Annotated in this window: 15 protein-coding genes; 7 read left to right on the top strand and 8 right to left on the bottom strand. The window is 39.7% G+C overall.

The window, feature by feature from the left end:
- The first annotated feature begins 81 nt into the window (after positions 1–81).
- The 5 genes from ribH to ACMZOO_RS02470 all read left to right on the top strand — a co-directional run bounded on the left by ribH (position 82) and on the right by ACMZOO_RS02470 (position 3,476).
- The gene (ribH, locus tag ACMZOO_RS02490; RefSeq protein ID WP_016954745.1) at positions 82–546 is read left to right on the top strand and encodes a 6,7-dimethyl-8-ribityllumazine synthase; all 465 of its coding nucleotides are present in this window, start codon (positions 82–84) and stop codon (positions 544–546) included.
- 10 nt (positions 547–556) lie between these two features.
- Positions 557–976: a transcription antitermination factor NusB gene (nusB, locus tag ACMZOO_RS02485; protein ID WP_016954746.1), complete on the top strand. Its 420-nt coding sequence runs from the start codon at positions 557–559 to the stop codon at positions 974–976.
- Positions 977–979: 3 nt separating this feature from the next.
- Positions 980–1,969, top strand: coding sequence for a thiamine-phosphate kinase (gene thiL, locus ACMZOO_RS02480; RefSeq protein WP_440905235.1), 990 nt, complete (start codon positions 980–982; stop codon positions 1,967–1,969).
- 4 nt (positions 1,970–1,973) lie between these two features.
- The gene (locus ACMZOO_RS02475) at positions 1,974–2,474 is read left to right on the top strand and encodes a phosphatidylglycerophosphatase A family protein (RefSeq protein WP_440905234.1); all 501 of its coding nucleotides are present in this window, start codon (positions 1,974–1,976) and stop codon (positions 2,472–2,474) included.
- Between the two features lie 165 nt (positions 2,475–2,639).
- Positions 2,640–3,476 (top strand): 2OG-Fe(II) oxygenase family protein, encoded by an 837-nt coding sequence (locus tag ACMZOO_RS02470; protein WP_440905233.1) that lies wholly within the window; start codon positions 2,640–2,642, stop codon positions 3,474–3,476.
- 154 nt (positions 3,477–3,630) lie between these two features.
- Here the strand turns inward: ACMZOO_RS02470 and ACMZOO_RS02465 are convergent, their stop codons facing one another.
- The 4 genes from ACMZOO_RS02465 to purM form a co-directional block, all read right to left on the bottom strand.
- Positions 3,631–4,047 (bottom strand): SulA-like leucine-rich domain-containing protein, encoded by a 417-nt coding sequence (locus ACMZOO_RS02465; protein WP_440905232.1) that lies wholly within the window; start codon positions 4,045–4,047, stop codon positions 3,631–3,633.
- Positions 4,048–4,280: 233 nt separating this feature from the next.
- The gene (locus ACMZOO_RS02460; RefSeq protein ID WP_440905231.1) at positions 4,281–5,012 is read right to left on the bottom strand and encodes a DUF3108 domain-containing protein; all 732 of its coding nucleotides are present in this window, start codon (positions 5,010–5,012) and stop codon (positions 4,281–4,283) included.
- Entirely contained in the window at positions 4,996–5,646 is a 651-nt protein-coding gene (purN, locus tag ACMZOO_RS02455; protein ID WP_440905230.1) for a phosphoribosylglycinamide formyltransferase, read from the bottom strand. The genes ACMZOO_RS02460 and purN overlap by 17 nt, the downstream gene beginning before the upstream one ends.
- A 2-nt stretch (positions 5,647–5,648) precedes the next feature.
- Positions 5,649–6,689 carry a phosphoribosylformylglycinamidine cyclo-ligase gene (gene purM / locus ACMZOO_RS02450; RefSeq protein WP_440905229.1) on the bottom strand — a complete coding sequence of 347 codons (1,041 nt, stop codon included), beginning with the start codon at positions 6,687–6,689 and terminating at the stop codon, positions 5,649–5,651.
- A 182-nt stretch (positions 6,690–6,871) separates the two neighbouring features.
- Between purM and ACMZOO_RS02445 the strand changes: the two genes are divergently transcribed.
- Positions 6,872–7,774 (top strand): D-hexose-6-phosphate mutarotase, encoded by a 903-nt coding sequence (locus ACMZOO_RS02445; RefSeq protein ID WP_440905228.1) that lies wholly within the window; start codon positions 6,872–6,874, stop codon positions 7,772–7,774.
- A complete protein-coding gene (locus ACMZOO_RS02440; RefSeq protein WP_440905227.1) occupies positions 7,764–8,435 on the top strand; it encodes an HAD family hydrolase in 672 nt (223 codons plus the stop codon). The genes ACMZOO_RS02445 and ACMZOO_RS02440 overlap by 11 nt, the downstream gene beginning before the upstream one ends.
- A gap of 2 nt (positions 8,436–8,437) precedes the next feature.
- Here the strand turns inward: ACMZOO_RS02440 and ACMZOO_RS02435 are convergent, their stop codons facing one another.
- From ACMZOO_RS02435 to ACMZOO_RS02420, 4 genes are all read right to left on the bottom strand, one after another.
- Positions 8,438–9,265 carry a hypothetical protein gene (locus tag ACMZOO_RS02435; protein ID WP_440905226.1) on the bottom strand — a complete coding sequence of 276 codons (828 nt, stop codon included), beginning with the start codon at positions 9,263–9,265 and terminating at the stop codon, positions 8,438–8,440.
- A 44-nt stretch (positions 9,266–9,309) separates the two neighbouring features.
- Positions 9,310–10,323 carry a LacI family DNA-binding transcriptional regulator gene (locus tag ACMZOO_RS02430; protein WP_440905225.1) on the bottom strand — a complete coding sequence of 338 codons (1,014 nt, stop codon included), beginning with the start codon at positions 10,321–10,323 and terminating at the stop codon, positions 9,310–9,312.
- A 373-nt stretch (positions 10,324–10,696) separates the two neighbouring features.
- On the bottom strand, positions 10,697–11,356 hold the full coding sequence (locus ACMZOO_RS02425) for a hypothetical protein (RefSeq protein WP_440905224.1): 660 nt from the start codon (positions 11,354–11,356) through the stop codon (positions 10,697–10,699).
- Positions 11,346–11,918, bottom strand: a complete 573-nt coding sequence (locus ACMZOO_RS02420) for an RNA polymerase sigma factor (RefSeq protein WP_440905223.1) — start codon at positions 11,916–11,918, stop codon at positions 11,346–11,348. The genes ACMZOO_RS02425 and ACMZOO_RS02420 overlap by 11 nt, the downstream gene beginning before the upstream one ends.
- Positions 11,919–11,924 lie beyond the last annotated feature (6 nt).

Here is an 11,924-nt window from a genome sequence, read left to right as displayed (position 1 = left end):
TATCAACATATGGTTATTTTTTTGGTAGAATCCACGCCAATTTGATATCGAATAGATTTATAAGTTTATAAGGTTAATTACATGCAAGTTATTGAAGGTGCATTTCCAGCACAAGGTAAAAAGTTTGCGATTGTTGTATCTCGTTTTAACGCATTTATTGTTGAAAGTTTAGTTGAAGGTGCAATCGACACTTTAAAGCGTCATGGTCAAGTAAAAGACGAAGACATTACTATCGTTCGTTGCCCTGGTGCTTATGAGTTGCCACTTGTTGCGAAGAAAGTAGCTGAAAGCAAAAACTACGATGCAATTATTGCATTAGGCGCGGTTATCCGTGGTGGTACGCCACATTTTGATTTCGTAGCAAACGAGTGTAACAAAGGTTTAGCGCAAGTGTCTTTAGACTACAACTTACCAGTTGCATTTGGTGTATTAACAACAGATTCTATTGAACAAACTATCGAACGTGCTGGTACCAAAATGGGTAACAAAGGTGGCGAAGCTGCATTAAGCGCGTTAGAAATGGTTAACGTTTTAGCTCAGCTATAGGAGTAGGGCATTGAAACCTTCTCATCGTCGTCGCTCGCGTGAGCTTGCTACACAGTCAGTATACTCTTGGCAGGCTTCAGGCAATAGAGCCGTAAATATCATTGAATCTACAATGGAAGAAGTAGATGTTAAGAGTTTTGATGTAAACTTTTATCGTAGTTTAGTCACAGGCACGGTAAATAATGCTAAAGACTTAGATGTTGCTTTTCAGGATTATTTAGATCGCCCATTGGATGATTTAGATATGGTTGAACGAGCGATTTTACGCGTAGCAACATATGAGCTAGTGCACTGTGTTGATGTACCATACAAAGTGGTTATCAACGAAGCAATTGAAATTGCTAAAACTTTTGCCGCAGAAGACAGCCACAAATTTATCAATGGTGTGTTAGATAAAGCGGTTAAAAAATTACGTCCATTCGGTAAGTAATAGATGGCCGAATTTGAGCTTATCGCTCAGCATTTTGCATTCGGCCATAAGCCAAACACAGTCGTTTTAGATAAAGGAGACGACTGTGCTTTGATTAAACCTAATCCTTCATCGTCTAATCTTCTTGCAATTACCACTGACTCGTTAGTTGCGGGTACACACTTTTTAGCTGATATCTCTGCCAAAGCACTTGCTAGCCGAGCACTTAATACCAATTTAAGCGATTTAGCTGCGATGGGCGCTACCCCAAAATGGTATAGCCTAGCGTTAACTTTGCCAAAAGACATTGCCAATAACCAAGCTTGGTTAAGTGAATTTAGCCAACAACTCGCGGCGCTAAGTGAAGAATATGGCTGTTATTTAATTGGTGGCGATACTACATCAGGCCCACTGGCTGTCACCATTAGCATTATTGGTGAAGTAGAACACAGCCAAGCTATGCTTAGAGAAAATGCTCAAGGTGGCGATTTGGTGTGTGTGACTGGCAGTTTGGGCGATGCTGCAGGTGGTTTGCAGTTTGTATTGGATACAGATTTAACCCCAGTAAAACCTGCATATAAACAGCATTTGTTAGCTAGGTTTAATCACCCAACACCACGAGTAGCTTTTGGTTTAGCGGCTAGACAATATGTACGCTGTGCGATAGATATATCTGACGGTTTAATTGCTGATTTATCGCATATTGTTAAAGCCTCACAAGTATCAGCGGAAATTGAATTATCGCAGTTACCCATGTCTGAAGCTTTGGTTGGCCAGTTTAGTCAAACACAGGCGTGTCAGTATGCAGCAACAGGTGGGGATGACTACGAGCTGTGTTTTACCGTCAATCCACAACACCTTACGGATATAAACAAAATTGCTGAGCAAACCGGCATTGCAGTTACTGTAGTCGGTAGAATTACAGAATCTGACCTAAACAACCACACAGTAACCACTTTATTAAACGGGCAGGTTCAGCAGCTAACACAATTGGGATATCAACATTTTGCTTAATTTTATGTCTAAATTGCAGATTAAACCTGAATTAAAAACCATTAGTTGGAAAAATCCGATTCACTTTTTAGCTTTGGGTTTTGGCTCTGGTTTAGCTCCTGTTGCGCCTGGTACTTTTGGTACAGTTGCAGCAATTCCTGTTTATTTGTTGTTGGCTTTTACGCCTAATTGGTTTTTTCTAGCCGCTATTATCGCTTTTGCAATCGCGGGCTTTTATATTTGTGGTTATACAGCCAATAGTTTAAAAACACATGATCACCCAGCTATAGTTTGGGATGAGGTAGTAGGTTATTTAATTACTGTATTTGCGATGCCGTTTAATTGGCAGACTGTGGTGGTGGGTTTTATTCTATTTCGCATATTTGACATTTTAAAACCTTGGCCTATTAGATGGTTGGATAAATTTGTTCATGGCGGTATTGGCATTATGTTGGATGATATAGTAGCGGGTTTATTTGCATGGGCGTGTTTATTTGCTTTGTATCACTACGGGTTAATGTTTTGAACTATGAGGTGTGGGTTATAATTTTCGCAAAAACGCTGTAAATACATCCTTGTACGCTCCGCTTTTTCATCCATGAAAAAGAGGTTTTGCTCTAAATTATAACCCACACCTCATCGTTAGCGACACCGCAGTTGCCAAATACTGGAGTTTTATGCGAGGGGATTTATGTTAGAAGCAATTGATTATACAAGTGACAATGCAGCACAAGAATTTGCAAGATCGCTAAAAGAAATAGGTTTTGCGGTTTTAAAAAATCATCCTTTAGAAAAAGCGCAAGTCACCCATTTATATCAACAATGGCAAGGGTTTTATAGCTCAGAAACTAAGTTCGATTATGCTTTTAATAAAGATCGCCAAGATGGTTTTTTCTCAACCGAAAAAGCTGAAACTGCTAAGGGCGCATCAGTCAAAGACATCAAAGAATACTTCCATTTTTACCCTTGGGGTCAATGTCCTGAAAACCTTAAAGCGGATACGCTCACTTATTACCAACAAGCCAATCAACTTGCCTGTACCTTGTTAACTTGGGTTGAGCAATATACACCAGCGCATATAACTGAAAAGCTCAGTGAGCCACTGTCTAATATGATTGTTGACTCAGATATGACCATGCTGCGTATTTTGCATTATCCACCTTTTGCCGGTACAGAAGCGAAAGGGGCGATTCGTGCAGCTGCACATGAAGATATTAATTTACTCACCATATTACCCGCTGCGACTCAATCAGGTTTACAGGTTAAAGATAAAAACGGTCACTGGTTAGATGTACCAGCAGAATTCGGTTATTTAATTATTAATACTGGCGATATGTTACAAGAAGCTTGTGAACATTATTACCCATCAACCACACATAGAGTGGTAAACCCAACGGGTGAAGCAACTACTCAATCACGTATATCCATGCCTCTGTTTTTACATGCAAGACCTGATGTGGTTTTATCTGAAAGATATACAGCAGGAAGTTATTTAAAACAAAGATTAAAAGAGTTAGGTGTAGAGTAAAAAAAGGCCAGTAAACTGGCCGGGTGAGAGGTGCAAATGCACTAAAAACTGGGTGCTTATATCAAGTGAAGCGCAACAAACTTACCTGATACAGAAATGATTTTGGGGGCTATGAGCTCAATTTTGCTCAGCTATAACCTAACAAATAAAGTAATTAAGCTGCTTGTTTTACTGTGTTTGTTTTAGCTTGGCTATCAGCTTTAACCAATAGGGTATTACAGTTATTTTGTGCGCCTAAAGCAGTGAGCGCCTGATATTGTAAGCTGCTGCATTCATCTACCCAGCCAACTACAGTGCTGCATTTACCAGCCTTAACTGCTTTGATAATGGTTTCTATCGCTTTAGTTTTATTTTGGTGGATAACCAACATTTTATTTAACTGCACGCCCATTTCTTCTAGCTCTTGGCGTGAAGGCATACTCTGTGGCGCTACTACACACAGCCAACGTTTATTTTCTTGAATACGGGCTACTTTTTGCCAAAAGCGTTTAGTAACTGTTTCGGCTTGGTTGTCGCTGGTTGCACACATTTGAATTGGTTGGTTTGGTTTAATCGCAATAAAAGTTTTCATAGCAGCACCTGTTTTCTTATCCAGTAAAGTGTATATATATACAGTATACTGATGTTTTATACAGGTCAACTACTGGTTAATTAAACAGGTATAATTAATTTTTATATGTTTATTTAATTTGTATCTATATATTGATTTTATTGGCTTGAGGGCAGGGGAGCTAGGTTAGTCAATCTCGGATACAAAAAAGGCGAGTTAAACTCGCCTTTTTTGTATTCTAAACTACTGTATGTTTACAGTGGATTAAACACATACTGCTCTAGTTGTGCGTCAGCAACTTCACTGCCGTCTCGCTCTTGGCGAATTCGCACTAACAAATAACCAAGTTTAGGCGCTAACCAAAATTCAGTGACGCGATCACTACTGTCGTCTCTAATACGTTGCAATTTTACTGTTTCAATTTTGCCTGCCGGCACTTCGATCACTTCTTCGCCAACCACTTTAAAATGATAAAGTTTATCTTTTTTCTTATGGTTAACTAGGTAGTAGAACATTTCTTGTTTGCCTGCGGCTAAATCTAGTTTTAGCTGCAACTGATAGCTGACTTCGTCGTACCATTGGATATCAGAAGCTACTTCAATCTTTTTGTCTGTTTCAACATCCAACACTTGACCATTACTAAAGTCGAGAGTGGTGCTTTTATCACTGCCTGTGCCTTCGCGTTTAAATAAATAACGCAGAGGTTTTACTTGCTGTTGATTAACAACTAACTCTGAGGTTTCGCGTCTGTGGTCGCTTAAAATAAGTAAAGATAAATCCGAGAAGTAAGAGAAGGTAAAGCGGTTTTCGCCAATTTGTGATAACTGTCGTTTAGCACTACCTAAATTCAGTCGACCTTTTGATACCTTATATTTGGCGGTAAAAGGCGTCAGTGCTTGCGTTTCAACAGCTTGAGCCGATGCATTAAAGGCTAATGCACTGGAGATAACACAAAAAATTGATAAACCACTAATTCTCTTCAACATACTGTATCCCGGTTGCCGGTAAAACTTTATCGTCTAACCAAGCTGCTCCATTTTGCATGGTTAATTTACCTTTACAGAACCAATCTACCACGAGTGGGTAAATGATATGTTCTTTTTTATGTATACGTTGTGCAAGTGTCTCAGCTGTATCATCTGCAGTCACGCTAATACTTGCTTGACACACAACAGGCCCACCATCTAGCTCTTCGGTGACAAAATGCACGCTCACGCCATGTTCTTTGTCGCCAGCATCTAATGCGCGTTGGTGAGTATTCAATCCTTGGTACTTAGGCAGCAAAGATGGATGAATGTTCAACATTTTACCAACAAATTTTTGCACAAAGTTTGCAGTTAGAATTCGCATAAAACCAGCAAGTACCACTAAATCTGGTTGATGGCTTTCAATAAGTTTGGCAAGTTCAATGTCATATTCTTCACGGCTTGCAAAAGATTTGTGACTTAAAGTATGGGTAGGAATGTTGGCGGTTTCTGCTCTTACTAAACCATAAGCGTCTGCTTTGTTTGAAATAACAGCTGAAATGCGGCCATCAATTAGGCCGCTTTCACATGCATCAATTAAAGCTTGTAGGTTAGAACCACTGCCAGATATCAATACAACAAAATTTTTTGACACTGTTAGATCATCTCTACTTGTTCTTCTTCGTCAGTCGCTTCGCTAACGTGACCAATAATCCAAGCTTTTTCACCAGACTGGCGTAAGCTAACTAAAGCTGCTTCAGCGTCATCTTCATGTACTGAAATAATTAAGCCAACACCACAGTTAAAGGTGCGAAGCATTTCGTGCGTTTCAACATTACCAGCTTGTTGTAACCATTTGAATACTTCAGGCCACTGCCAGCTTTTAGCATCAATCACAGCTTTAGTGTTTTCAGGTAATACGCGAGGAATGTTTTCCCAGAAACCACCACCAGTAATGTGCGAAATTGCACTTACTTTTACGCTTTCTAACAATTTAAGTACAGACTTAACATAAATGCGTGTAGGTTCCATTAAGTGGTCTTTTAATGGTTTGCCCGCAAGAGGTGCATCTAAATCTGCATTTGAAACTTCTAAAATTTTACGGATAAGCGAATAACCGTTTGAGTGTGGGCCTGATGAAGCTAATGCGATTAATTTGTTACCTGGTTGAACACGTGTGCCATCAATAACTTCGCTTTCTTCAACTACACCTACACAGAAACCAGCGATGTCGTAGTCTTCAGAGTCGTACATGCCAGGCATTTCAGCAGTTTCCCCACCAATTAATGCACAGTTTGACTGTTTACAACCTTCGCCAATACCAGAAACAACAGATGCAGCGATATCTACATCTAATTTACCAGTTGCGTAGTAGTCTAAGAAAAACAATGGTTCTGCACCTTGAACAATTAGATCGTTCACACACATAGCAACTAGGTCGATGCCTACTGTATCGTGATAGTTCAAATCAATTGCTAGTCTCAATTTAGTACCAACACCATCTGTACCTGAAACCAAAAGTGGTTTTTTGTACTTTTCTGGCATTCTACATAAAGCACCAAATCCACCTATGTTACCCATAACTTCTGGGCGGCGGGTTGCTTTAGTTACACCTTTAATTCGATTAACTAATTCATTACCAGCGTCGATATCAACACCAGCGTCTTTATAACTCAAAGAGGTTTTTTGATCGGCCACAGTGGCTCCTAGAGACTAAACAGTAGAACTTAATAGCGATATTGTACCAAGTATGGATGAAGAATATAAAGCTTTGCTCTAATTTATTTTTCGCATTTTGTTTGTGAATGCCGCCTATGCTTGGTTGATTTAGGTGTAAACGTTATACTTAGACGCAAAATTTTCTTCATGCAGGCAAAAACATGACTATTGAAAACAAAATTCAGGCTATTTCAGCCATTAAATTATCAGATACAAAAAGTTATTTTGGGCAAGCGCATCAAGCCCTTCCTTTGTTAATTATCGATTCTCCACTATGTTACGCAAGCATTTGTTTGCAAGGCGCACATTTAATTGAGTTTGCAGCCAAAGACAAAGCACCTTTGTTATGGGCAAGTCCAAAGGCCGAATATAAACAAGGCAAAGCTATACGTGGTGGTGTGCCAATCTGTTTCCCTTGGTTTGGTGAAAACCAACTAGATAAATCTAAACCTGGCCATGGTTTTGTTCGTAATAAAATTTGGCAATTAGATAGTGCAAAAGAATTATCTGATGGCCGCATTAGTTTAACTTTTTCAATTGAATCAGATGAAGATTCTTTAACTCTATTCCCTTACGAATTTAATGCGCAATTCCAGGTTGTTTTAGGCAATGAAATTGAACTTAAATTGGCTACGCAAAACTGCTCTGAGCAAATTATGCCAATTAGTTTTGCATTACATAGTTATCATCCGGTATCTGAGTTGAGCGAAGTAAAAGTGGAAGGGTTACACTTCACTACTTATTTAGATAACACCAGCCAATACCAAGCGAATATCCAGCAAGGTGATGTAGTGTTTGACGGTGAAGTTGACCGTTTATACCTAAATGTAGGCAATGAACAAATTATTCGCACTCAAACACCAATTGCGTTGCGTAGCGATACTTGTAAGAGTGCAATTGTGTGGAATCCAGCAGCAAAAAAAGCGGCTGCAACAGCGGATTTGGGTGAAGAAAACTATCCGAGTTTTGTTTGTGTTGAGCGCGGCAATGCGTTTTCTGATAGCTGGTATTTAACCCCAGGCGAAATTAAACAAGCTAGTTTAGTGATTGATTATGCCGAATAAACTCTGTGCTCTGTTAATTGACCATGACGGTACTTTAGTTAATTCTGAGCCTGCTCAGTTTGAAATTTGGCAAAATATTCTAGCTGAATATCAAATAGACTATACCTTCGAGGATTTTATTCCTCGAATTGGTATACCCGGCAATATTACAGCTGAGTATTTAGTTGAGCTATATAAGTTACCAATAGCGGCAGACAAACTTGCGATAGTCAAAGAGCAACAGACAGATTTATACCTGCAGAACAAGGCATTTCCTTTGATGCAAGGGATTCTAGAGATTATCCATTGGGCAAAAGCGCAGGGACTTAAGTTGGCGGTAGTGTCCGGTGCGGAGCGAGCGAGTGTATTGCGAAGTTTGCAGCATCATAATTTATCTGAATTGATAGATTGTGTGGTTGCTGGTGGTGATACTGAGAAGAACAAACCAGATCCTATGCCGTATTTAACCGCTTTACAGCGCTTGAACTTAACGGCTGAGCAGGCAGTTGCCTTGGAAGATTCGGCCGGTGGTATTCAATCTGCGGTTGGCGCTGGTTTATGTTGTTTGGCCATCAAACATACTTTTACCTCTGTAACTAAGCTGCAGCAAGCGACTGAGATATTTGAATCGCATGCGGATATTTTAGCTAGGCTTAAATTATCCTGCGCTCAGGTTAACTAAGCTTATTCGAGCTCTAATAACAAGCGGTTGGAGTGTTTTACCGCATTCCAACCTTGTTTAAATTCCGGCACACTGAAAAAAAGCTCATCAAAACTGCCATCTTGCTCGGCTCTTTGTAAACCTATTAGCAACCTGTCTGCTAAGGTTTTATCTTGATGATTAACAAAAAAATGGTAGTCAGCGTTGTAGCGTAATAATAATTTTTCTTCTAACTGAAAAGGCGCAAATTCAGCTTGTTCTAACTCTCGCCAAACTTCATATGCTCCTCGGGCAAAATAGTCGCCACGACGTAATTTAAACATTTTGATCAAATCGCCTGTATCAATAGAAGTAACGACGGGCAATTGATGGCGTTTGAAGATAATGGTGTCCTGCCAATGGCTACCAGATACTGCGGTAAATTTGCTTAGGTCTTCAACGGTTTTTATTTGGTTAAACTTTTCTTGCTCTCCTTTATGGATAACTAAAAAGCGATATTCATTTAACTTTTTAACTAAACTAAATTTAATCGCTTTGAGTTGTTGTTCGCGTTTTTTGCTGGTCGTGCTCCAAAGTACACGTATGTAACGGCCATCAGCGAGAAACTGGCGCATCCGTTGTTTGGGACCAATCCATGGCTGCTCATACATATGATAAGGGCCGTGAGAATCAACTGTTTTATCTAGTGCAAGTTTAAGTAGTTCTGGAAAATAGTCGGTACGTAAGTAGGGAACTTGCAAAACGTTAGCTTTGACATAGTCAGCAGGGGTGAAATCACCTTGCGCTATACCGGCAAAGGACAGAGGAAAAATCAGTACGAGTACAAGTTTGAAAGCAGCTACAATTCTCATCCCTTTAATTATGCTGCCTTTTGTTTGAGTTACAAGTGATGAATTTAAATTTTCACAGGCCCAGTACTTTGGCGAACGATAAGTTCAAGAGGCAGCACTGTTAATTTTTCGGCGCTCGATTTATTTAACAGTTGGTGCAATTGCAACATTGCAATGCGACCTAACTCCGCAACAGGCTGGCGAACCGTTGTTAGAGTAGGGGTTATGTATGACGCATAACGTATGTCGTCAAAGCCTACCAAAGAAATGTCAGTTGGAATTTCATAGCCGTTTTCTTTTAATACTTTACTGGCTCCGATTGCCATGTCGTCACAAAAACAGAAAATAGCGGTTGGACGATTTTTTAACAGTAAAAGTTTTTCCGTTTCATTTACCCCTGAATCTAACTGATAATCACCTTCACAAACGAGTTGTTCATCATAGGCAATACCTGCATTAAACAAGGTATCTTTATATCCACGTAAACGCTCTTGAGTACTATTGGTATCAAACGGACCTGTAATAACAGCAATGCGCTTATGGCCAAGCTCAATGAGGTGTTGTGTCGCCTGACAAGCTCCCGAGTAGTTGTCTACTAATACTTTGGGTAATTCGTCATGTTCAGTTGCTTCACTGGCATTGACCAAAGGCGGAATTTGCTCGAGCACGGTTTTATTTGGGTCTAGATCAAACGGCAGTTTATGCGAAAAGAGAATAATGCCATCAGCCTGGCCGTATTCAGCCATTTCAGCATATTGTTTTGCGCGCGCTTCGTCATTTTGTGTATCGCCCAACAAAACAGAGTAACCGAGCTTTTGTGCTTGTTGTTCGATTGCACAAATTATCCCAGAGTTAAATGGGTCGGTCACATCCGGAATAATCACTACAACATTGCCGCTTCTATGTGTGCGTAGGCTAGCACCAAGTTTATTTGGTTTATAACCAGATTCATCTATCGCTTTTTGTACTTTTTTACGTGTGTCTTCTGAAACTATTTCAGGATTACGCAAAGTTCGTGAAACTGTTGCAATTGAAACGCCTGCAAGCGCTGCAATTTGCTTGATACCCATTCTGGCCATGAAAAACTTTCCTAAAAGTCGCTCGATTTGGCTATTTTACAGAAAACGTTTTCTAAATTGAATACTAATTCAACATAATCTCAATTCACTTGGGTTATAAACATTTTTATTACATACGTATTCAACTTGAGCATTTAAGCAAGATGCCTAAACTAACCAACATTACACGAGTTCAAGTGTGGTCTAACGCTTTGAGTTTGCTGTAATGTGCTTGAGTTTGTTTATCTGTCTTATGGGAAGCCGACAGGTTTAGATGGTTAAACAAACAGAGTATAAGCTCCCATGTTATAGCCTTATGTTGCTAACGCCCTATTACCAGTTTTTGACGGTTCTGTAATAGGGCGCTTTTTCTCTCTTGCAATTTAGTTCCAGCCTAGCTGCACTGTTGCTGTTGGTTCGGAGATATCGCAGTTACCTTGCCATCAGTAGATAAATATACCGTGACCATTTGTGCTTGTTGCAATTGAGCTAAAAACTGCTGTTGCTGCTGTTTATCCAGTTTATTTGCATAAAACTTCTGAACTTTTGTCTCTTTGTCACAAAAATGAAGAATTAACTGTTCACCTGAAACTCGTATTTGTGCCGCCACGGCATAAACGATTGAGTTAGGTTTTTGCATATATTGGCTCTGATAGGCAAATAAATGCTGATTAAATCCTTCCGATAAAGTTAAACTTTCAGCCGTTGCTGATTGTATAAATGCTTCTAGTTGCGCTATTTCTTTGGCAATAACAACTTGGTCGGCTGGCAATTCGTTTATTGGAGTTAACTGCACAACACTGCTTGAGTAATCGCGAGTAGCAGAGGTGCTCAGTTTACTCGACCATTGGATCATATCCACAGTTAACACTGCAACTAAAACAGCAGCCGCTATCGCCAACCATTGTTTTTGCATTGGCCGTTTTCTAACTTCCTTATCCGTTGCTTGTAAAATACGCTTGGTTAACAGCTCATCATTCGCTATTTGTTGTTTACTTTGTTGATAGAGGTTTTTTAATTTTTGTTCATCAGAATCGTTTAAATCATTCATCATTTTTCTCCGCCAATAAACCTTTCAATTTTTGTTTGGCATATCGGATGCGGGTTTTCACTGTTTCAATTGGTTGTTGGGTAATTTGCGCGATTTCACTAAGACCAAACCCTTCAAACTGTAAACTGATAGCTTCGCGCTGCTCTATGGGTAGTAGGTTAAATGCTTGGCGAAACGCTCGAATGTGTTGTTGATTGGCTAATTCATCAGTTGTTGGCACTAGTTTGTCCGATGCTAATTCGCTCAATTCGCTGGTGCTGTCAGCCTTGTTTTTGCGCAACTCATCTAACATTAAGTTTCGCGCAATTTGATACAGCCAAGCTCTAAACTCGCCTTGAGCTTGATATTTGTGTTTGTTTTCTATTACTTTTAACCAAGTTTTTTGCGTAACATCGGCTGCAAGCTCACAAGATATTTGGTGGCTCAAAAATTTATACAGCTCATCTTGATGACGTTTGACCAGAATATGCAACCATTTAGTTTGGCCGGTATCAACAAATAGCTTCATTTCATCTTTACTGCCGCTTGCTAGCGGCAGTAAAGTTTTAAGTGCTTGTGTTATCAATTGTAA

The sequence above is a fragment of the Catenovulum sp. SX2 genome, from assembly GCF_052056295.1.
GTDB lineage: Bacteria > Pseudomonadota > Gammaproteobacteria > Enterobacterales > Alteromonadaceae > Catenovulum.
The sequence above is the reverse complement of the archived record's forward strand: the minus strand, read 5'-3'. Positions and strand labels throughout refer to the sequence as shown.